20 protein-coding genes, 4 tRNA genes and 1 pseudogene are annotated in these 20,678 nt (G+C 35.0%); 7 read left to right on the forward strand and 18 right to left on the reverse strand.

The features are described from left to right. Positions 1 to 93 precede the first annotated feature (93 nt). The 17 genes from RYK12_RS09360 to RYK12_RS09440 form a co-directional block, all read right to left on the reverse strand. Positions 94 to 165 (reverse strand) — tRNA-Glu (locus tag RYK12_RS09360). 88 nt (positions 166 to 253) lie between these two features. Further along, positions 254 to 733: a sigma-70 family RNA polymerase sigma factor gene (locus tag RYK12_RS09365; protein ID WP_314848670.1), complete on the reverse strand. Its 480-nt coding sequence runs from the start codon at positions 731 to 733 to the stop codon at positions 254 to 256. 120 nt (positions 734 to 853) lie between these two features. Then, positions 854 to 2,812: an ATP-dependent zinc metalloprotease FtsH gene (gene ftsH, locus RYK12_RS09370; RefSeq protein WP_000744566.1), complete on the reverse strand. Its 1,959-nt coding sequence runs from the start codon at positions 2,810 to 2,812 to the stop codon at positions 854 to 856. Positions 2,813 to 2,827: 15 nt separating this feature from the next. Then, complete coding sequence (hpt, locus tag RYK12_RS09375) at positions 2,828 to 3,370, reverse strand: hypoxanthine phosphoribosyltransferase (RefSeq protein ID WP_049543473.1); 543 nt, start codon at positions 3,368 to 3,370, stop codon at positions 2,828 to 2,830. A gap of 4 nt (positions 3,371 to 3,374) precedes the next feature. After that, positions 3,375 to 4,652: a tRNA lysidine(34) synthetase TilS gene (tilS, locus tag RYK12_RS09380; protein WP_314848673.1), complete on the reverse strand. Its 1,278-nt coding sequence runs from the start codon at positions 4,650 to 4,652 to the stop codon at positions 3,375 to 3,377. Next, positions 4,649 to 5,917 (reverse strand): serine hydrolase, encoded by a 1,269-nt coding sequence (locus RYK12_RS09385; protein ID WP_314848675.1) that lies wholly within the window; start codon positions 5,915 to 5,917, stop codon positions 4,649 to 4,651. Before RYK12_RS09385 ends, tilS begins: the two co-directional genes overlap by 4 nt. Next, on the reverse strand, positions 5,910 to 6,032 hold the full coding sequence (locus RYK12_RS09390) for an SP_0009 family protein (RefSeq protein ID WP_020902316.1): 123 nt from the start codon (positions 6,030 to 6,032) through the stop codon (positions 5,910 to 5,912). Before RYK12_RS09390 ends, RYK12_RS09385 begins: the two co-directional genes overlap by 8 nt. Positions 6,033 to 6,036: 4 nt before the next feature. Then, positions 6,037 to 6,405, reverse strand: a complete 369-nt coding sequence (locus RYK12_RS09395) for a septum formation initiator family protein (RefSeq protein ID WP_061864830.1) — start codon at positions 6,403 to 6,405, stop codon at positions 6,037 to 6,039. Continuing rightward, complete coding sequence (locus RYK12_RS09400; protein WP_001234978.1) at positions 6,398 to 6,664, reverse strand: RNA-binding S4 domain-containing protein; 267 nt, start codon at positions 6,662 to 6,664, stop codon at positions 6,398 to 6,400. Before RYK12_RS09400 ends, RYK12_RS09395 begins: the two co-directional genes overlap by 8 nt. A gap of 57 nt (positions 6,665 to 6,721) precedes the next feature. Further along, positions 6,722 to 10,225 carry a transcription-repair coupling factor gene (gene mfd / locus RYK12_RS09405; protein WP_314848685.1) on the reverse strand — a complete coding sequence of 1,168 codons (3,504 nt, stop codon included), beginning with the start codon at positions 10,223 to 10,225 and terminating at the stop codon, positions 6,722 to 6,724. Next, complete coding sequence (pth, locus tag RYK12_RS09410) at positions 10,226 to 10,795, reverse strand: aminoacyl-tRNA hydrolase (protein ID WP_314848687.1); 570 nt, start codon at positions 10,793 to 10,795, stop codon at positions 10,226 to 10,228. It abuts the gene before it with no gap. A 72-nt stretch (positions 10,796 to 10,867) separates the two neighbouring features. Beyond that, the gene (ychF, locus tag RYK12_RS09415) at positions 10,868 to 11,983 is read right to left on the reverse strand and encodes a redox-regulated ATPase YchF (protein ID WP_314848688.1); all 1,116 of its coding nucleotides are present in this window, start codon (positions 11,981 to 11,983) and stop codon (positions 10,868 to 10,870) included. A gap of 84 nt (positions 11,984 to 12,067) precedes the next feature. Further along, the gene (locus RYK12_RS09420; protein WP_000285186.1) at positions 12,068 to 12,262 is read right to left on the reverse strand and encodes a DUF951 domain-containing protein; all 195 of its coding nucleotides are present in this window, start codon (positions 12,260 to 12,262) and stop codon (positions 12,068 to 12,070) included. Positions 12,263 to 12,326: 64 nt separating this feature from the next. After that, positions 12,327 to 13,463, reverse strand: coding sequence for a DNA polymerase III subunit beta (gene dnaN / locus RYK12_RS09425; protein WP_261069659.1), 1,137 nt, complete (start codon positions 13,461 to 13,463; stop codon positions 12,327 to 12,329). A 158-nt stretch (positions 13,464 to 13,621) separates the two neighbouring features. Next, positions 13,622 to 14,983, reverse strand: a complete 1,362-nt coding sequence (gene dnaA / locus RYK12_RS09430; protein WP_000660604.1) for a chromosomal replication initiator protein DnaA — start codon at positions 14,981 to 14,983, stop codon at positions 13,622 to 13,624. A gap of 212 nt (positions 14,984 to 15,195) precedes the next feature. Further along, the gene (locus tag RYK12_RS09435; protein ID WP_000410371.1) at positions 15,196 to 15,954 is read right to left on the reverse strand and encodes a ParB/RepB/Spo0J family partition protein; all 759 of its coding nucleotides are present in this window, start codon (positions 15,952 to 15,954) and stop codon (positions 15,196 to 15,198) included. A 57-nt stretch (positions 15,955 to 16,011) separates the two neighbouring features. Next, positions 16,012 to 17,193: a S1C family serine protease gene (locus RYK12_RS09440; protein ID WP_314848692.1), complete on the reverse strand. Its 1,182-nt coding sequence runs from the start codon at positions 17,191 to 17,193 to the stop codon at positions 16,012 to 16,014. A gap of 184 nt (positions 17,194 to 17,377) precedes the next feature. Here RYK12_RS09440 and rlmH point away from each other — a divergent pair, with 184 nt between their 5' ends. The 7 genes from rlmH (at position 17,378) to RYK12_RS09475 (ending at position 20,562) form a co-directional block, all read left to right on the forward strand. After that, positions 17,378 to 17,857: a 23S rRNA (pseudouridine(1915)-N(3))-methyltransferase RlmH gene (rlmH, locus tag RYK12_RS09445; protein WP_314848694.1), complete on the forward strand. Its 480-nt coding sequence runs from the start codon at positions 17,378 to 17,380 to the stop codon at positions 17,855 to 17,857. Positions 17,858 to 17,900: 43 nt separating this feature from the next. After that, positions 17,901 to 17,974: transfer RNA gene (locus tag RYK12_RS09450), tRNA-Arg, on the forward strand. A 165-nt stretch (positions 17,975 to 18,139) separates the two neighbouring features. Further along, on the forward strand, positions 18,140 to 18,265 hold the full coding sequence (gene comC, locus RYK12_RS09455) for a competence-stimulating peptide ComC (RefSeq protein WP_000799685.1): 126 nt from the start codon (positions 18,140 to 18,142) through the stop codon (positions 18,263 to 18,265). Between the two features lie 20 nt (positions 18,266 to 18,285). Continuing rightward, positions 18,286 to 19,611 (forward strand): competence system sensor histidine kinase ComD, encoded by a 1,326-nt coding sequence (gene comD / locus RYK12_RS09460; RefSeq protein WP_314848696.1) that lies wholly within the window; start codon positions 18,286 to 18,288, stop codon positions 19,609 to 19,611. Next, positions 19,608 to 20,360 (forward strand): competence system response regulator transcription factor ComE, encoded by a 753-nt coding sequence (comE, locus tag RYK12_RS09465; RefSeq protein ID WP_000866074.1) that lies wholly within the window; start codon positions 19,608 to 19,610, stop codon positions 20,358 to 20,360. The genes comD and comE overlap by 4 nt, the downstream gene beginning before the upstream one ends. Positions 20,361 to 20,411: 51 nt before the next feature. Beyond that, positions 20,412 to 20,483 (forward strand) — tRNA-Glu (locus tag RYK12_RS09470). A gap of 5 nt (positions 20,484 to 20,488) precedes the next feature. Then, positions 20,489 to 20,562: transfer RNA gene (locus RYK12_RS09475), tRNA-Asn, on the forward strand. Positions 20,563 to 20,601: 39 nt separating this feature from the next. Here RYK12_RS09475 and RYK12_RS09480 read toward each other — a convergent pair. Next, positions 20,602 to 20,678 (reverse strand): annotated as a pseudogene (locus tag RYK12_RS09480) (TetR/AcrR family transcriptional regulator); the annotation flags it as partial.

Here is a 20,678-nt window from a genome sequence, read left to right on the forward strand (position 1 = left end):
TATATTAGTATATCACAGCTGCTTTTTCTTGTCAACACTTTTTTGAAACTTTTTTAACTTTTTTTCATTAAGTGTTCCAACCACAACATACTATAGTCCGTACGGGATTCGAACCCGTGTTACCGCCGTGAAAAGGCGGTGTCTTAACCCCTTGACCAACGGACCAGAGTTGTTTTCAACTCTTACTATTATACAGGCTTTTCTAACTTTGTCAACTACTTTTTTATCTTTTTATGTTTTTTTGTATGACTTCCTATTGAGTACGGATATCAAACTCCTTAAACACAATACGTAAGTCTCTTAATACTCTTTGACGCCCTCGGAAGCGTTCATGTCTTAGGACCCGTTCTAACTCTTCTTGTTTGTCTTTACTTTGTTTGCTTCTATAATCTCTTAGTGTTTCATGAAAGAGATAATAATCATCTAGACACAGACCTCCCTCACTGATACGATGACTAATCTCACCTACTTCTTCATACGGTTCTTTATCATATCTTCGTTTTTGACTTTCCTGCTTACGGATATAGTCTAGGATTCGATTCCGAAACTTGGTTTTGAAATATTTTCTTAAACGAGGAATATCTTCTGCCAGATCTTCTTCTCTGCTAATCAATTCATGTAAGCAAATCATACCCTCTTGGTCCCAATCCGATAGTTCCCATAAATGGAGATGATATTCATTTCTACACTTATATACAATTCCCTGGACTTCTTTATACAATTCTTTAAACATAACGTTCCCCTTTCTAGATACAGTCTAACAGATTCAGAAACACTTTTGTCCCATTTCCCCATTCTGTTCCCTACACCGTCTAAACTGCACAAAAAAAGAGAGGTCTTGCCTCTCTTTGGGTTATTTCTCATCATTCATTTTTGACTTTACTTCATCATAGGATAGTGCATGTGATTCCTCTTCTACTGTTTCAGGCATCTTTCCTGTTTCATAAAGAGATTTAATTTGTGTACTATCCAATGTTTCGTATTTCAATAGTGCTTCCGCAATCAACTTGTGAGTTTCACGATTTGACTGAATAATTTCAGCAGCTTTATTTCGTGCCTCATTTAATAATGAACGAACCTCTTCGTCAATTTCATAAGCTGTTTGTTCTGAAATTGATTTTTGAGGACTCTGTGCACCAAACATAGCATGGTTTCCTTCATATTGAACTGGACCAAGTTTTTCACTCATACCGTACTCTGTAACCATTGCACGCGCCATTTGTGTCGCCTGTTCAAAGTCGTTTGAAGCTCCTGTAGTTTGGACATTAAAGATAATTTCTTCGGCTACACGTCCACCCATTAAGCCAGCCAATTGCTCTTTCATATCTTCTTTAGATAGAAGCATTTGATCCTCTTTAGGAAGTGCAATCATATAACCGCCTGCACGACCACGTGGTACGATGGTAACTTTATGCACAACACGAGCATTCGACAAGACTAGACCAACAATGGTATGTCCTGCCTCATGGTAGGCAACCAATTCACGTTCTTTTTGTGAAACTGTCTTATCTTTCTTAGAAGGACCAGCAATAACTCTATCCTCTGCTTCATCAATATCTGAGGCATCAATTATCGATTTATTGCGACGAGCAGCGACTAAAGCCGCTTCATTCAATACATTCTCTAAATCAGCACCAACAAAACCTGGAGTTTGTTGAGCCACTAATTTCAAATCAACATCTTCTGCTAAAGGCTTGTTCTTAGCATGAACTTTCAAGATTGCTTCACGACCCTTAACATCAGGACGGCCAACCAATACTTTTCTATCAAAACGTCCTGGCCTCAAAAGGGCAGGGTCTAGTACATCTGAACGGTTTGTCGCAGCAATGACGATAATCCCTTCATTTCCCTCAAAACCATCCATCTCAATCAAAAGTTGGTTCAAGGTTTGTTCACGTTCGTCATTTCCTCCGCCAAGACCAACTCCACGTTGACGTCCAACAGCATCAATTTCATCGATAAAGATAATAGCTGGTGCTGCTTTTTTGGCATCTTCAAAAAGAGAACGAACACGACTAGCTCCAACTCCGACAAACATTTCTACAAAGTCAGAACCTGAGATACTAAAGAATGGAACACCTGCTTCTCCTGCAACTGCTTTGGCAAGCAAGGTCTTCCCTGTTCCCGGAGGTCCCTCCAAAAGAACACCTGCTGGAATACGGGCTCCAAGTTTTGTAAATCGTTTTGGATCTTTTAAAAATTCAACAACTTCAACTAGTTCTTGTTTTTCTTCCTCAGCTCCAGCAACATCTGAAAATCTTACTTTAATATCTTCTTTATTTGCAGCTTTAGCCTTACTACGTCCAAAACTCATCGGGTTACGGCTATTATTTCCTCCCATATTTCCCATCATAGAGAATAGGAAGAAGAATAGAATACCGAATGGCACAATGGATACAAGAATATTAATCCACATACCACTTGAACTTTCATGCTTAACAGTTACTTCCGCCTTATGGTCAGAAGCAAGTTTTTGCAATTCTGATACTGTAGTATCTGAAGGAAGAATAATACTTGAAAATTTCTCTACTGTTGTAGCAGAAGGAGAAAAGAACTGGATACCTGTTTCTTCTTTACTTGTTTTAGGATTTTTATAAACACCTGAAACTTCGATAACACTGCCATTTGGTTGGTAAGTCAATTCTTTTACATTGTCATCGGTAATTTCTTTTACCAATTCTGTATAATTAATTTGCTCACTTTTCCCTGCAACACTACCTGTACTAAAATACTGGTAAGCTGTAACTAGGAAAAAAATAAGTAATAACCATAGAAAAGGATTTTTAATTAAACCATTATTTTGTTTTTTCATTAAAAATTGTTCTTTCTAATTTGAATATACTTCTTCTTTCAATACTCCAACATAAGGAAGGTTACGATAGTTTTCTTTGTAGTCTAAACCATAACCTACTACAAACTCATTTGGGATAGTAAAGCAGGTATAGTCTGCCTCAATTTCTACAACACGTCCCTCTGGTTTATCCAACAAGGTTGCAATTTTAACAGAAGCAGCCTCTCTTGCTTTAAACATATCTCTTAAACTCTTCAAAGTTTGACCTGTATCAATGATATCTTCTATAAACAGAACATGTCTTCCTTTGATATCTTGAGTCACATCTTGCTTGATATTGATGACACCACTACTTGCTGTTCCACCATGGTAGCTAGAAACCATCATGAAGTCCATTTCAATATGTGTATCAATATGTTTAACCAATTCAGCCATAAAAGGAATAGATCCTTTTAAAATCCCAACTAAAATTGGATTTTTTCCTGCATAGTCTTTAGTGAGTTGAGCACCTAATTTTTTAGCAGCTTCTGTAATTTCATCGTGTGAAACGAGGATTTTTTTAATATCGTTTTCTAACATTTTTTTACCTATCTATTTTTTCTATATAAAGTACAGTGTTCATTATATCATTTTTCGTGTTTTTACTCAAATTACTGGTCGCAATTCCCAAAATTGAGACAATTTCACCAAATTGCTCAATAATCAGAGCAGATTTCCGCTTTTCCATAGGGATTTTCAAATCAATAAATAGACGTCTGAGTTTTTTTCTATACCCATTTTGAATCAAAAAATCTCCTGTTTTTCGATGACGAATGTGTATTGATGTTTCGCGTGAAACAGGTACCTGCTGAATTAATTCACCTTCTAAAGGAAGTCCAAAGGAAAATAAATAACCTTGGTAAGATACCTGATTTTGATAGTGTAGCACAAGTTCATCTTCTTTTTCATCAGACTGAGGACTGATTTTACAAATCCGAAACTGTTGATACTCTTTTACTAATTCATAACCATTTTTAAGCGGATGACGATACTGGCTTTTAGTTTTTAAAATTTGTCTAACTTCTTCAAACTGAGCTTTCGTAAGATTCAAATCTGGAAAACGATTCAGATAAGTTTGAAGTAAAACTATTTGTGTAGACTCAGAGTAAGACAATAGCTGCTCTAAATTTTCTAGATCAATATTCTTAGATAATTCAGCTATAGCTAAGTCATAATCTAAAATTTCATTGCCGATGCTTAAGATTGCATCTCTAAATCTAGGATTTTCTTTTTCTAATTCTGGTAAATAAGAATTTCGAATACGATTGCGAAAATAATGATTTTCCTGATTTGATATATCTTCAAAGTGAAAAATTGGTGGAAAGTCTTTTTTCTGAAAATGCAAGAAGGGCCGAATGATTTCTATCTCTCCGACTACTTGCTTCTCCTTAATTCCTGATAGATAGCGCAAGCGAGTCCCTCGAATCAAGCGCATCAAAATTGTTTCCACCTGGTCATCCGCATGGTGGGCAGTGACTAAGGCTGTCGCACCTGTCTTTTTCATGACCTCTTGAAAAAAATCATAGCGAAAATTTCGTGCACGCGCTTCTGAAAATTCTCCTGAAAAATTGCTGATATAAATAGGAAGCTCTGCTTCAGCAGCCAACTTCCTTAATTCCTTTTCTTCCCAATCTGATTCTACTCTCTGCTTATGATTCACATGAGCTAGAATCAATTCAATTTCTAACTCTTTTTGATACGTAGATAATACCTTAAATAGAAACATAGAATCTAATCCACCAGAAAGAGCTAGCACCACCTTAGCATGCTTTTTGAAATATCCATTCTTGAGAAAATGATTTAAAAAATCTTGTTCCCTCATTTTAGAACCTCATAAACATCCTTGGCTATCTTAGAAATCGTATCATAATCAGAATTTTTAGTGAAAATAGAAAGAATAAATGGAGAATCTGCATAGACAACACCAGTATCATGCTTAAATTCATCCGCATCTCCAATTTTATGAGCTACTTTAACAGAAACACCTTTGGCAATTCTCTCATTATCAAAATCTGTTTTAGTCAAAGACTCTAGCACAAATCCATTTTGATTATAAATAGCTTCCATAACTTTCCCAGCCATCTTAGAAGAAATCAATTTTTCTTTTGAATCCCAATCATCTCCCATAATAGCAGACATCTTAGACTTGAATGTGACATCAGATTGATTTGAAATGTAATATCCCAATAGATTATGAGCTACATTATCAGATTCTTTTGATACTTTCGTAATTAAATCCTTTAGAGAATACTCTTTATTATCCTCTTTTTTAGGAAGGCTACCACTTCCCTCTGGTTTATAAGAACCTGGAAAATCATTGACTGCAGATACGTATTTTATAGTCGTTTCTAACTGATAAAGACCCTCATTTATTTTTTCTTGCGTATAATAAAGATAAGGGAGTTTCAAAACACTAGCTGCATACATCTTTTCATCTTGATTGATACCAGCTTCTTTTCCAGTAGTCAGTTGCTTAACATAAATAGAAAATGAATCCTTCTGATATTTTTCCGATAACATTTCTTGGACTTTACTCATCCGATTATCTTCTTCAGAAGTTGATTCTTTAGCTACCCATCCAGTCTGATCAATATGTAGAAATTCTCTTCCTTCTACAAACATGGTCTTATCGATTGATACCTGAGAATAAGCTGATAAGGATGATTTCACTTCTTTTAAGTCATAAGGACTATTGTACAGTTTAAAATCAAATTCTAACCATACTTTTTTTATTGTTGGAGTTATCTCTGATTGATCATATAAAAATCGTTTGTCCGCAGCTATAAATTGATGATTTGATAGCTTAAATACCGGAATTCCTTGTTTATTTAAGCGCCACTCGGTTATTTGAAAACTTGTTTGGGGAGTCAATTTTCCAGATTCCACTACTAAATCTTCATTCGCATAAACAGGAACCTCTCCATAAACCATGGGAGAACTTAATTTTTCTCTAAAATAAATACCAAAGTTAGATTGTGAAAGGTAATAAATTTCTTTCGAAGTATAGACTACTTCTTTTTCTGTGCTAACGACTTTTGAAATGGTCAAAAAACTCGGTAACAACAAAATAATTAAGAATTTACGCATTCTTCCTTTCCTTTTCTTCTTGTAAACGCAATAGTTGATTTTTATCAGACAACTCTTCCAGCTTTTCATCCGATAGACTCAAAAATTGCTCTATTACATCTAATAAATTTTCCATTTTATCACCTTGGGAGCAAGTCAGGAATCGTATAAACAGCTTCCCGATTCTTAGAATAATAATATTTTGCACGCATGTATTTAGCAGCGTAATCTTCATCTTTCAACTTTGTAGCAAAAGCTGTCTCTTTCTCCTTTTCCTCACTCAAGATTTGATACTGAGTTTGTAAGTCTGATAACTGTTGACGTCTTTGGAGTAATTGGTGATAACTTTGAGCAAGATTATAAGTTGGTAAAATGAATAATAAAATCATCAAAATAAGAACCCAACCCATGAAACGATTACGTTTTTGTCGTTCCTTCATAAGATAGCGACGACGTTGATGTTCATTTTGAATAAAAGAATTATTCAATTGTACGATATTTTTAGACATTTTCTTCTACCCGTGTTTCACTGATAATTTCATACATGCCTGCTGCATCTTCTTTTTTTGTACTATCTTTCATCTCTAGTACTTTGACAAGTAGCAACTTATTGCCAAAGCGAATTTCAACTTGATCATTAACTTTCAAATCCGTTGAACTTTTGGCCAAGATTCCATTTACCTTGATTCTGCCTTTATCTGCTACTTCTTTTGCGACTGTACGACGCTTGATAATTCTTGATACTTTTAAATATTTGTCTAGTCTCATTTTTATTACCTCAAATTATTATTGTACCATTTTTATCCCTTTTATAGAAGAAAAATGTTAAATGGAAATTGCTTCCTTTGATTCTTTTATCTCTAATAAACTTTCTCCAAAAATGAGCAGATCTTCTAAAATTTCATAGTCCTTCTTGTTTCGGATATCAAATACAACTTCCATTAATCCCTTATTCTCAGCTATGGCTGCTTTTAGGTTTGTTGCGGATAAAGCTTTAAAATAATCTTGAGCCAAAAACAATCGCTGAGTGACTTTTTCAAATTGTACTGTAATCTTATTATCTTTTCTTTCAACACGTTGAACAAAGACCTTGTCAAGATAAGACTTAACCAAACTAATCTCTAAAAGATAGGCTACCACGTCTGGGTACTCTCCAAAGCGGTCCATCAACTCTTCTTGTAACTCTTCATAGTTGGCACGGTTGTCAATTTGACGAATTTTCTTGTAAATTTCAATCTTATGTCGTTGATCAGAAATATAGGTATCAGGAAGATAGGCATCAATTTGTAAAATCAACTCAGCATTCCCTTTGGTTCTTGTGTTCCCATTACCATGTCGTTTAGCAATAGCTTCCTCCAATAACTGCGAATACAATTCAAAACCAACAGAATCAATGAAACCAGACTGGGATTTTCCTAAAAGATTTCCTGCTCCACGAATCGAAAGATCTCGCATTGCAATCTTAAATCCAGAACCCAATTCTGTAAATCCTTTAATCGCTTCTAATCTCTTCTCGGAGACTTCACTGATTGATTTTTCTGGACGATACATGAGATAGGCATAAGCAATACGATTACTACGACCGACTCTTCCTCTTAACTGATACAAGGTTGACAAGCCCATATGATCCGCATTTTCAATAAATAAAGTATTGGCATTTGGAATGTCCACCCCTGTCTCAATAATGGTAGTTGTCACCAAAATATCATACTGACCTTCAATGAAATCCAGTAGAGTATTTTCTAACTGAATCTCACTCATTTGCCCATGAACATACCCAATCGAAGCCTCTGGAATCAACTCCTGTAATTCGGAAACCTTCTGGTCAATCGTGTCAACTTTATTGTAAAGATAGTAAACTTGACCTCCACGCTCCATTTCACGCAAGACAGCATCACGAATCACATTATCATTCTTTTCTAAAACATAGGTTTGCACTGGATAACGATTAGTCGGCGGAGTTTCAATAACAGACAAATCTCTGATTCCCAGCATAGACATGTGAAGGGTACGAGGAATTGGCGTTGCTGTCAAGGTCAGGACATCTACTTGTTTTTTCAGTTCTTTCAAGGTTTCCTTATGCTTGACACCAAATCGCTGTTCCTCATCAATAATCATTAAGCCCAAATCAGCAAACACAACATCTTTTGACAAAATACGATGTGTTCCAATCAAAATATCAACTTGACCCTTTTTCAATTTTTCAAGTGTTTCAGTCTGCTCTTTTTTACTTCTAAAGCGACTCAACACATCAATATTAACTGCAAAATTTTGGAATCGTTCCTTAAAATTCGTATAGTGCTGTTGCGCTAAAACCGTCGTTGGAACTAGAACGACAACCTGTTTGTGATCATTGACTGCCTTAAAGGCTGCACGCATAGCAACTTCAGTCTTTCCAAAACCAACATCCCCAACTAAAAGTCGATCCATTGGCTGAGAAGCCTGCATATCTCTCTTGATTTCCTCAACACTACGAAGTTGATCATCCGTTTCAATATAAGGGAAAGCATCATCAAAAGCATGTTGATCCTCATCATCAGCTGAGAAAGCAAAACCCTTCAACTGGCTGCGTTCAGAATAAAGTTTAATTAAATCGTCAGCTATATCCTCTACCTGGTTCTTAGCTTTTTGCTTTGCTTTTTTGAAATGACCATCATTTAATTTATTGAGTTTAGGTGCTTTACCGTCACTTGAAACGTATTTGGAAAGTAGATGAATCTGTTCCACTGGGATAGAGATTTGATCCCCGTTTTGGTATTGAACACTAACATAATCACGGTGAATCCCTTTGATTTCAATTGTTTCAATCCCTAGATATTGACCAATTCCATGGATATGGTGAACAACGTAATCTCCTTTTTCAAGTTCATTGTAATCTTTTAATCTCTCTGCGTTTGAAACATGTTGTCTTCGAAAACGACGTTTCAATTTCTTTTGAAAAATCTCATGTTCAGTTATCACCAGAATTTTTTCATCTACAAAATGAAAACCATGTCTGAGATTGCCCTCGATTAAGTTTACAGATTCTTTACAGATACTTGACTTATCTCTGGAATCCAATTTAATCTGGTATTCCTCTAAAACATCCTCCAATGTTTTACTTCCCATTGAATTGCTAGACTGCAGGATAATAGTATAATCCATTTTTTTGTATCTCTCAATTTCTTCTTTTAGAAAAGAAAATTGATTGAAAAACTCCTGCATAGGATATTGATTAAATTGATAAATTTTGTCAAACTTGAGATTTCCTAACCCCTTTTGCAGATTAGAGAACAAGGTAACCGGACTCTGTTTTTTATAGATTTGCTCTGTATCAGCAAAATACTGCATCTCAGAAAATGCTTTACTGTTCTGTAACTCTTCTGTAAAGTATTGTGCTAACTCCCTTTCAAAGACTTCATACTGATTCATCAATTTCTGATAATCATCAAAGAATATTGGGGTAACTTTTTCAATATAGTCAAAAACAGTCCATGTCTTGTCATAACACAAAGATAAAAATTTCCGTGAATCAGAATGAATTTGTTTTTGGTGAAAACTTGAAAGAATTTCTTCTAAGTATGATTTTAAAATAGGTGATAACGTTTTTGAAATTTGTTTTTCTAAAGCTGACTGTCCTCGTTGATAATCCTTTTCTCTCAAAAGTATGTCGCTAGCTGGAAAGATTGTAAGTTCTGTCTGATTTTCTTTCGATAATTGTGTTTCGACTTCAAATGACCTAATACCATCGACTTCGTCACCAAAAAACTCAATTCGGTAAGGTTCTAACTGGGATATTTCAAAAATATCTAAAATATCTCCTCGCAGACTAAATTCGCCCTGAGTTTGTACTTGAGTAACTTTTCGATAGCCTATTTCCTTTAACTGATGGATAAACACGTGTTGGTCATATTCTTCACCAACTGTTATTTTTACAATACTATCTTTAAATCCAGTCGGAGAGGGTAAAATCAATCGACTTGCTGCGATATTACAAACTAAAATTCCTTTCTTAGATGAATCAGTCAAAAAACGCAAGGCTTCAACCCGTGAAATGATTTTTTCTTGTGAAGACATCAAAAACTCGACCATAGGGGAGTCATCTACCAAAAATGGATAGACAAGTTCCTCACCCAAGACAGATATAAGATCACTAACAAGTCCTTCTGCTTCTCCATAAGTTGACGTCAACAACACAATCTTATCTTCCTGTCTCAAACTACTAGCAATTGCTAAAGCTTTTGTAGAAGTTGACAAGCCTAACATTAATTGTCTTTTCTTATCTGTCAGATTTTGATGCCATTTTTTTATCTGATCATTTTCTGAGAATAAATCTAATAAGGTCACCATTTATCCGTTATACCTCTGCATCGTTTTCTCAAAGTTTTTCTCTTGTAAATAGTAATTTACAGAATCGTCAACCTTGTCAATAGACTGTAAAATACCGATATAATCATCTTTGTCAAAGGTACTCAAAACATGGTGAACAACTGACATGCCATTTTTAGGTCTTCCGATTCCAATCTTAACACGGTTAAAGACCTGAGTTCCGATATGTTGAATAATAGACTTGATACCATTGTGACCACCTGCTGAGCCTTTTGCTCTTAAACGAATCTTTCCAACTTCCATGTCAAGATCATCGTAAATGATGAGTAAATCTTCAATATCCAAACCATAGTAAGTCAATAAAGCATGAACTGCTTTTCCACTTTCATTCATAAAGGTCGTTGGTTTAACAAGATAAATTTTTTCTCCATTGAAGAAAAAAGATGCTAGATCAGCTTGAAATATCTTATCGTGTGTAAAAGTGACATTCTGTTTCTTCGCTAGTTGGTCAATCAACATAAATCCAACATTGTGTTTTGTTTCAAAATATTTATCCCCTGGATTTCCTAATCCTACAAGTAATTTGGTCATTTATTTTTCCTTTCAAAAGCCAAAAGGGTTGGAATTTTTTTCCAACCTAATTGACACTATTCATTAATTTCTTTAGACATTAAAGCGGAATTCCATGATATCGCCATCTTGAACGATATATTCTTTACCTTCTTCACGCAAGCGCCCAGCTTCTTTTACGGCCTTTTCAGATCCGTATTTCACTAGATCCTCATATGACATAGTTACTGCACGAATAAATCCTTTTTCAAAGTCTGAGTGGATAATACCAGCTGCTTGAGGAGCCTTCATACCACGTTTAAAGGTCCAAGCGCGAACTTCTTTTTCACCAGCTGTGAAGTAAGTTCCCAATCCAAGTAAGTGGTAAGCTGCACGAGTCAACTTGTCAACGCCTGACTCTGCCAAACCAAGTGCTTCAAGAAACTCTTGCTTATCTTCTTCGTCTAACTCAGAAATTTCTTCCTCAGCACGCGCAGAAATAACGACTACTTCAGCATTTTCTGTCGCTGCAAATTCACGAATTTGTTTAACATAGTCGATAGAGTCAGGTTCTGAAACAACATCCTCGTCCACATTGGCAACATAGAGCACTGGTTTAGTCGTCAAAAGGAAGAGACCTTTGACAACTTTTTGTTCTTCATCTGTAAATTCAATAGTTCGAGCTGATTTTCCATCTTCTAGGACTGGTTTAATCTTTTGAAGAACATTAAACTCAGCTACTGATTCTTTATCTTTTTGCGTACGTGCCATCTTTTCTACACGCGCATAACGCTTATTAACTGATTCTAAGTCAGCAAGAATCAACTCCAGGTTAATAGTATCAATATCTGCAAGTGGATCCACAAAGGCATCTTCACGTCCTTGCTCGCGCATGACATTTTCATCATCAAAAGCACGAACTACATGAACAATCGCATCTACTTCACGGATATTAGCCAAGAATTTATTCCCTAGCCCTTCTCCTTTTGAAGCTCCTTTTACAATTCCTGCGATATCTGTAAATTCAAATGTTGTTGGAACTGTCTTTTTAGGAGTGATCATTTCAGTTAGTTTTTGTAGGCGTTCATCTGGAACTTCTACCATTCCAACGTTTGGATCAATCGTCGCAAATGGATAGTTTGCTGCCTCTGCTCCTGCTTTTGTAATTGCATTAAATAGTGTTGATTTACCAACGTTTGGCAAACCAACGATACCTGCTGTTAAAGCCATATTTTCTCATTCTCCGTTTTCATTTCAATCCCTAATATTATAACACAAAAAGGGAAAACTTGCTAACCCTCTAACTAAGGGTTCTCAGTCAATAATTTTATTCATTTTTCGATCAAAATCATAGCGCCCCATCATGACAACATGGTCACAATTACTGCATTTGATTTTGATATCTGCCCCTACACGTGTAATTTCCCAACGATTTGCTTTTTTACCAGTTGACTTGATAGTACAAGCATGTGGTTTTTTCATCTCAACAAAATTTCCAACTTGATACATACTACTCTCCTTTTCTTTTTCGATTATATCATAAAAGAGGCGAGCTAGGCTCAACCTCTTTCACTTAATTTGTACGAACTGGTGTAATGAGCTGCATGAAGTCCTCATCAGTGTCTGCTGGCACAAGAGTAAATGGACGAACAGCTGAGATAAAGCTAATGGTCACCTTTTCGCTATTTAAAGCTTTAAGAGAATCAATCAAGTAAGTTGGGTTGAAACTAATAGTCAAATCTTCACCAGTCACCTGATCAGTATCGATTTCTTCGTTTACTTTACCAACTTCTGGAGAATGAACATGGGCGCTAACAATACCACCTTTAATTTCAAGCTTCACAGTACCATTTTGAGTCGCACTTGATAAAAGGCGAGCACGCTCCATTGACTGACGTAAGTTTACCACATCAAAAGTAATAGTAGTGTTAAAGTCTGTTGGAATCAAACGATCTGTATCAGGATAGTTTCCTTCTAGGAGACGAGTATAGAAGCTAATATTTTCGCTTCTAAAGAGGATTTGGTTATTAGCAAAGAAAATCTCTACAGTTTCGATATCATCTGTAAATACCGCTGAAAATTCGCGTAGAGAACGGCTAGGAATCACGACATCAAAATCATCACTATTTTTCTCAAGCGTTAATTTTTTCTGGCTTAGACGATGAGAGTCTGTTGCAACTGTTTTTAGCTCCTTGTGTTGACTCAATACAAAATGAACACCTGTTAAAATCGGACGACTCTCTTGTGTACTTGCAGCAAATGCTGTTTCATTGATAATTTTCTTGAGTAATTTTGTTTCAAGAATTAAAGGAGTGCTTGCTGAAATTTCTTGGATTCGTGGATATTGTTCACTATCTTTTCCTTTTAGGGTAATTTCTGATTTGCCACTGGTTAAAACAATTTGATTTTGTTCAATTTCTTTAAAATCAAGAGTCACATCAGGTAGACTAGATACAACATTGATAAAGAAAGAAGCTTCAAGAAGGATCGAACCTAAAGAAGTAATTAACAAACCAGCATCTTCATTTTTTTGAGAAATAAAATTTTCAATTGAAATTTGACCATTTGAACCAATTAAAGTAACACCTTCATTAGTCACGTCAATTTTTACGGTTGATAAAATAGGAATAGCATTTTTAGAACTAATAGCTCTCTTAGTAGTATTTAATGCTTGTAGAAATAAATTTTTATTAATTGAAAAATGAATCATGGATTCTCCTTTATTTATTTTTAGTATTAGAAGGATAATAGTAATAATAGAGTCTGTGAAATCTGTGGAAAACAGACTTTAAACAAGTCATATCAAGTTTTTTGGCTTGTTTAAAAAATGTGGATAAAAAAGATAATAAAGTGAAAGTTATCCACAAGTTATTTAATTTTCTTTTTGATTGATTCAATTTCTAAGCGTAAATTATCGTCTTCATCAATCAAAGATTTAATTTTAGCATGGGCATGAATGACTGTTGTGTGATCTTTTCCACCAAATTCCTTCCCAATTTTTGGAAGACTATTATCTGTTAGTTCTCTAGATAAATACATGGCTACTTGACGGGCTAACACAATATTTTGAAGGCGTCTGCTTCCCTTCATTTCTTTGACGCTGACACCATAAAAGTTACCAACTTCATTTTGGATTTTATCAATTGGGATGACGAGCATTTGGTTAACATCTTGTTTACGTGCTCGAATAGCCTCGGCAGCGATATCGATTGTGATATCCTTAATCTTCTTCACTCGGGCAATTAAAGTGATGTCGTTGATTGCTCCTTCAAGTTCTCGGACGTTTGAATCAAATTGGCCAGCTAGGTATTCTAGGGTATCACTTTGGAAATGGTAGTCTAAATGCTCTGTTTTGCTTTGTAAAATGGCAATACGTGTCTCAAAGTCAGGTGGTGTGATGTTTTGCGTCAATCCCCAGCTAAAGCGCGTGACAAGTCTTTCTTCAAGTCCCTCTAAGTGTTTAGGACTACGATCACTAGTCAGAACAATTTGTTTTTGATTGCTATGGAGAACATTGAAAGTATTGAAAAATTCTTCTTGAGTTGCAACTTTTTTTCCACTCAGCGATTGGATATCATCAATTAACAAGAGATCAAGGCTACGGTAAGTTTTTTTGAATTTTTCCATTTCTCCCAGTCTCAGGTGTTCAAGAAAGTCGTTGATAAAGCTTTCAGCAGGGATGTACTTCACACGCGCATCAGGAATATTTTTCAAAATCTCATTCCCAATTGCATTGAGTAAGTGAGTCTTACCAAGGCCAGGTCCTCCATAGATAAAAAGAGGATTATAGGTCAAGGCTAAATCTTCAGAAACAGCCAAAGCGGCTGATACTGCCCAAACATTCCCATCCCCTTGAATAAAATTATCAAAGGTATATTTTTCTTTTAATCCAGTATCCGAATAAGGAATAGATGCTAACTTTGGACTATAGTCATAAAGAGTTGAATTTGGAGCTTCTTCAACTTGTGAGACGGTAGTATATTGAGGTTTGATGAAAATATAGTGGGGAGTTATCTCAGCATCATAAATTTCAAATCCAGCAACTACAATAATATCTTTTAGTTGTTTTTCCCAGACCATTTCCATTTCAGATCGTGGTAAAAATATAGTGGCAACATTTTCCTCTACCTTGATGAGTTCAGCTTGAATAGCATAGAAATCATACATGGATCGAGTCAGTCTTTCTTGAGCAAATTCTAATATACGATTCCAAAATTGTTTTTCTTTCAATCCTTTCTCCTCCTTTACTATTTAAAAGTTTAATGCTAGACTTATTTTACCATAGATAGAAAGATTTTTCCACAAGCTGTGAAAAATAATCCACAATGTTATCAAGTATTATCCACAGGTTGGGGATAAAATCAGAAACTATTGATTTATTAAGCTTTTTATTGGAAAAAATAGTGGATAACCTTGTGAGATAAGAAAATAAAAGAACAGCCTTATTTCAGGCTGTTGATAATTCTACTGTATTCTTCTTGATTTGAAAAAGAAATAATAATTTTTCCATTGTCTTTTTTAGACAATTTGATTTCTACATCTAATCCGAGTAGTTTTTTTAACTGTTCTTCTTCATTTTGTATGAAATAATCATTTTTTTTCTTTTTCTTTTGTTTTTTCTCTGTCAGAAGAGCTTCTAACTTCCTTACAGAAATGTCTTCATATATAATCCGTTGAAAGAAATAGTCTTGTTGTTCCTTATTCAAGCCAACTAGAGAACGTGCATGGGCTTGTGATAGTTTGCCATTTTCTACTTCTGAGAGGATATGTTCTGGCAAGGACAGCAAGCGAATAGAGTTGCTGATATATGGACGAGACTTGCCCATTTTATCTGCAATTTCAGCATGGGTAAATCCTTTCTCTACAAGAGATTCATAGGCGCGTGCTTCTTCTATTGGATTTAAATTTTCTCTTTGTAAATTTTCAATGATGGACTGGACCATCATCTCTTGGTCTGAGAGCTGTTTAACAACAGCTGGGATAGACGTTAGACCAGCTAAAAGTGAAGCCCGATAGCGTCTCTCTCCTGCAAGGATTTCATAACCAATAACAGGAGATTGACGAACAATAATCGGTTGAATGACCCCATTTTCTTTGATAGACTGTGCTAGTTCATGTAGTTTTTCTCCATCAAATTCTTTTCGAGGTTGATAGGGATTTTTTTGTATATCCGTGATAGAAATCATTTCAAATTTTTCCATGATTCTACACTAACACATCTTTTCTCTTATGTAAAGCTTTCTTTACATAGATGTTAATTAAGATTCTAAATCACCTGAACTCTTGTCAAGTTTAATAGATGTAGTTTCTTCTTTACCGTTACGATAGTAAGTTATCTTAATGGTGTCTCCGATAGAATGATTGTAAAGAGCACTTTGTAAGTCTGTTGATGAAGCAATGTCTTTGTCATCTACTTTTGTAATAACATCGTATTTTTCAAGGTGACCATTGGCAGGCATATTACTTTGTACAGAACGAACAACGACACCAGATGTTACACTGCTTGGAATATTCAGTCTTCTAATATCACTTGTATTAATATTTGAGAGATTGACCATTTGAATGCCCAAAGCTGGACGAGTCACTTTTCCGTTCTTTTCTAACTGTTCAATAATATTGATAGCATCATTTGCAGGGATTGCAAAACCAAGACCTTCTACAGATGTTCCTCCATTTGTTGCAATTTTACTTGAGGTAATTCCGATAACCTGTCCTTGAATATTGATTAGTGGGCCACCAGAGTTACCTGGGTTAATAGCAGTATCAGTTTGGATGGCTTTTGTAGAAATGGCTTGTCCATCTTCAGATTTTAAAGATACATTTCGATTAAGACTAGATACAATACCCTGAGTGACAGTATTTGCATATTCAGAACCCAATGGGCTACCAATAGCAATGGCAGTTTCTCCTACGGTTAACTTGCTAGAATCACCAAACTCAGCTACTGTTGTCACTTTTTCTGAAGAGATTTTGACGACAGCAATATCAGAGAAAGTGTCCGCTCCGACAATTTCTCCGGGTACTTTAGTTCCATCTGACAAACGAATATCTACTTTGCTGGCGCCATTTATAACGTGATTATTGGTGACGATGTAAGCTTCTTTGTCATTCTTTTTATAAATAACCCCAGATCCTTCACTAGAGATTTGCTGAGAATCTGTGTCAGTATCATCATTACCAAATACGCTATTTTGTCTGTTTGCTGAATAAGTAATAACTGAAACAACAGCATCTTTTACTTTGTTAACAGCCTGTGTTGTTGAATTTTCATTCTTATAGGCAGTCTGTGTAATAGTACTATTGTTGTTAGAGGTACTTACAGTACTTTTTTGAGTTAGTTGGTTTATTGAAAAGCTACCCAAGGCTCCACTAATAAAGCTAATGACGATAACGACTAATAATTGAAACCATTTTTTGTAAAATCTTTGTAAATGTTTCATATTTGCCTCCATTTGATTTGAAATTACTGAAAGTATAAACTGACTAGCTTAATTATAACTTAAAAACAAAAGTTTTTCACAGATTGTGGATAACTTTCAAAAATCTGTGGTTTTCTCGGCTAAAATTAACCTTTTGTTTTGTGAATAAGATGTGAAAAAATAGAGAATATGTTAGAATAGAGTCATGAAAATTAAAGTTGTAACAGTTGGGAAACTGAAAGAAAAGTATTTGAAAGATGGTATTGCAGAGTATTTAAAACGAATTTCTCGATTTGCTAAGCTTGAAATGATTGAGCTAGCAGATGAAAAAACACCAGATAGGGCCAGTGAATCAGAAAATCAAAAGATTTTAGGAATAGAAGGTCAGAGAATTTTATCAAAAGTTGGTGACCGTGATTTCGTGATTGTGTTGGCTATCGAAGGGAGAACTTTCTCCTCAGAAGAATTTAGTAAGCAGCTAGAAGAAGCTTCTATAAAAGGATTTTCTACTCTTACATTTATTATTGGAGGGAGTCTGGGATTAGCACAGGATGTAAAAAAGAGAGCCAATTTCTCTGTTAGTTTTGGCCGTTTAACCTTGCCCCATCAGTTAATGAGACTAGTCCTTGTTGAACAAATCTATCGGGCTTTTACAATACAGCAGGGCTCGCCCTATCATAAATAGAAAATTGACTTTCAATTGAATTTTTGGTAGAATAGCTATATTAGGTCTCATAGCTCAGCTGGATAGAGCATTCGCCTTCTAAGCGAACGGTCGCAGGTTCGAATCCTGCTGGGATCAATATAGTAGCAAAGCTGGGAATTTTCCCGGCTTTTTTCTTAAAAAAGTACACTTGGGGAGAAAAAAATGACAGTTGAGAGAATTTTATCTAAAACGAAATTCCATTTTGTATAATAGTTTTTGTAAGTTAGCTTACAAGAAAAAAACATTTAAGGAGATTTTATTATGAAAAACACAGTTAAATTGGAACAGTTTGTAGCCTTGAAGGAAAAAGACTTGCAGGAGATTCAAGGTGGGGAAAGTAGACTTCCAAAAATCCGCTTTGATTTTATTTTCCCACGAAAAAAGTAATGAAATAAGGGGAAAGAGTAATGAATTTATTTGGAGTTGGGTTAGTTATTGTTTATTTTTTAATTATTAGTCACAGTTACCGTTTAATTTGTAAAGGTCAAATAAATAGAAAAGAACTATACGTTTTTAGTGCTTATATATTACTAACAGAAATAGTACTTGATTTTCCATCATATCTTCTACATTTAGATGACTTAGGGATTGTAAAATTTTTATTTCCTTTGGTATTATATTCCTATTTTCGATGGATTAAACAGTATGAGAGGGATAGAGGACTATTCCTAAGTTTACTACTATCTCTTTTATATGAGAGCACTCATAACTTTTTGTCCGTAACTTTATCCTCTCTAACAGGAGACAATTTTGTTTTACAATATTATGAACCATTCTTTTTCCTTGTAACGGTGTTGACTTATGTCGTTATCTTAAAAATCATTCATTATTTCCACTTAGAACTAAACTATTTTGACAAAGACTATCTCTATCCTTTCTTGAAAAAAGTATTTTTTGCTTTACTATTGCTACATATTGTATCTTTCGTTTCAGATATGGTAAGTACGATTAAACATTTGAATAGTTTTGGAAGTATTTTATCATCTATCGTCTTTATTTCTCTCCTTTTAACCTTTTTTGCAATGAATTCACATAAAGATCAAATGGAGAAAGAGATTGCTTTGAAGCAGAAGAAATTTGAACAGAAACATTTACAAAACTACACAGATGAAATTGTCGGTTTGTATAATGAAATTCGTGGTTTTCGACATGATTATGCTGGGATGCTTGTCAGTATGCAGATGGCAATTGACAGTGGTAATTTACAGGAAATTGACAGAGTTTACAACGAAGTTTTGGTTAAAGCCAATCACAAACTGCGCTCAGATAAGTACACTTACTTTGATTTGAACAACATAGAAGATTCAGCTTTACGAAGTTTGGTTGCTCAGTCAATTGTCTATGCTCGAAATAACGGTGTAGAGTTTACACTGGAAGTAAAAGATACGATTACTAAGCTCCCAATTGAACTTTTGGATTTGGTTCGTATCATGAGCGTTTTATTGAACAATGCTGTCGAAGGATCGGCTGATAGTTATAAAAAGCAGATGGAAGTAGCAGTTATTAAGATGGAAACTGAAACAGTGATTGTGATTCAGAATTCATGTAAAATGACGATGACTCCTTCAGGAGATCTATTTGCTTTAGGATTCTCTACTAAGGGAAGAAATCGCGGAGTAGGATTAAATAATGTGAAAGAACTACTGGATAAGTACAACAACATTATTTTAGAAACAGAGATGGAAGGCAGTACATTTAGACAAATCATTAGATTTAAGAGGGAATTTGAATGAAAGTTTTAATTTTAGAAGATGTTATTGAACATCAAGTGAGACTAGAGAGAATATTGGATGAAATTTCGAAAGAATCGAATATTCCAATATCATACAAGACAACGGGAAAAGTTCGTGAGTTTAAGGAATATATCGAAAATGATGAAGTAAACCAGCTTTATTTTCTAGATATTGATATTCATGGAATTGAGAAAAAGGGATTTGAAGTGGCTCAGCTCATTCGTCATTACAATCCTTACGCTATTATCGTCTTTATCACCAGTCGATCAGAGTTTGCGACTCTAACCTATAAATATCAGGTATCAGCCTTAGATTTTGTTGATAAGGATATCAATGATGAGTTATTTAAGAAGAGAATTGAGCAGAATATCTTCTACACGAAGAGTATGTTACTTGAAAATGAAGATGTGGTAGATTATTTTGACTACAATTACAAGGGAAATGATTTAAAAATCCCTTACCATGACATTCTGTATATTGAAACGACAGGAGTCTCTCATAAATTGCGCATTATTGGTAAGAATTTTGCAAAAGAATTTTATGGTACCATGACAGATATTCAGGAAAAGGACAAACATACTCAGCGATTTTATTCTCCTCATAAGTCATTTTTGGTAAATATAGGCAACATTAGAGAAATTGACCGAAAGAATCTAGAAATTGTTTTTTATGAAGACCATCGTTGTCCTATTTCAAGATTAAAAATTAGAAAATTAAAAGATATTTTAGAGAAAAAATCTCAAAAGTAATTGACAATTAGTAAGAAATTGATATAATGGTTATATCTGCTACAGATAGAAGGTCCGTTGGTCAAGGGGTTAAGACACCGCCTTTTCACGGCGGTAACACGGGTTCGAATCCCGTACGGACTATTTTATCCGCCATAGCTCAGTTGGTAGTAGCGCATGACTGTTAATCATGATGTCGTAGGTTCGAGTCCTACTGGCGGAGTGTAGATAAAAAGGAACACAGCTGTGTTCCTTTTTTGTATCAATTTGTATCACCAAGCATTTTCATAAGGAAGTCTGTTATTTCTTGAGGACTTTCTTTTTTTCCATGTGCAATCC

Origin of the sequence: uncultured Streptococcus sp., from assembly GCF_963518475.1 — a bacterium.
GTDB lineage: Bacteria > Bacillota > Bacilli > Lactobacillales > Streptococcaceae > Streptococcus.

Excerpts from the sequence above, each read along its gene's own strand:
- RYK12_RS09440 (WP_314848692.1), bottom strand. The coding sequence starts at position 17,193 with ATGAAACATTTACAAAGATTTTACAAAAAATGGTTTCAATTATTAGTC.
- RYK12_RS09420 (WP_000285186.1), bottom strand. The coding sequence starts at position 12,262 with ATGTATCAAGTTGGAAATTTTGTTGAGATGAAAAAACCACATGCTTGT.
- rlmH (WP_314848694.1), top strand. The coding sequence starts at position 17,378 with ATGAAAATTAAAGTTGTAACAGTTGGGAAACTGAAAGAAAAGTATTTG.
- mfd (WP_314848685.1), bottom strand. The coding sequence starts at position 10,225 with ATGGTGACCTTATTAGATTTATTCTCAGAAAATGATCAGATAAAAAAA.
- comC (WP_000799685.1), top strand. The coding sequence starts at position 18,140 with ATGAAAAACACAGTTAAATTGGAACAGTTTGTAGCCTTGAAGGAAAAA.
- RYK12_RS09390 (WP_020902316.1), bottom strand. The coding sequence starts at position 6,032 with ATGGAAAATTTATTAGATGTAATAGAGCAATTTTTGAGTCTATCGGAT.
- comE (WP_000866074.1), top strand. The coding sequence starts at position 19,608 with ATGAAAGTTTTAATTTTAGAAGATGTTATTGAACATCAAGTGAGACTA.
- ychF (WP_314848688.1), bottom strand. The coding sequence starts at position 11,983 with ATGGCTTTAACAGCAGGTATCGTTGGTTTGCCAAACGTTGGTAAATCA.
- comD (WP_314848696.1), top strand. The coding sequence starts at position 18,286 with ATGAATTTATTTGGAGTTGGGTTAGTTATTGTTTATTTTTTAATTATT.
- RYK12_RS09385 (WP_314848675.1), bottom strand. The coding sequence starts at position 5,917 with ATGCGTAAATTCTTAATTATTTTGTTGTTACCGAGTTTTTTGACCATT.
- RYK12_RS09395 (WP_061864830.1), bottom strand. The coding sequence starts at position 6,405 with ATGTCTAAAAATATCGTACAATTGAATAATTCTTTTATTCAAAATGAA.
- dnaN (WP_261069659.1), bottom strand. The coding sequence starts at position 13,463 with ATGATTCATTTTTCAATTAATAAAAATTTATTTCTACAAGCATTAAAT.
- tilS (WP_314848673.1), bottom strand. The coding sequence starts at position 4,652 with ATGAGGGAACAAGATTTTTTAAATCATTTTCTCAAGAATGGATATTTC.
- pth (WP_314848687.1), bottom strand. The coding sequence starts at position 10,795 with ATGACCAAATTACTTGTAGGATTAGGAAATCCAGGGGATAAATATTTT.
- RYK12_RS09365 (WP_314848670.1), bottom strand. The coding sequence starts at position 733 with ATGTTTAAAGAATTGTATAAAGAAGTCCAGGGAATTGTATATAAGTGT.
- RYK12_RS09435 (WP_000410371.1), bottom strand. The coding sequence starts at position 15,954 with ATGGAAAAATTTGAAATGATTTCTATCACGGATATACAAAAAAATCCC.
- hpt (WP_049543473.1), bottom strand. The coding sequence starts at position 3,370 with ATGTTAGAAAACGATATTAAAAAAATCCTCGTTTCACACGATGAAATT.
- ftsH (WP_000744566.1), bottom strand. The coding sequence starts at position 2,812 with ATGAAAAAACAAAATAATGGTTTAATTAAAAATCCTTTTCTATGGTTA.
- RYK12_RS09400 (WP_001234978.1), bottom strand. The coding sequence starts at position 6,664 with ATGAGACTAGACAAATATTTAAAAGTATCAAGAATTATCAAGCGTCGT.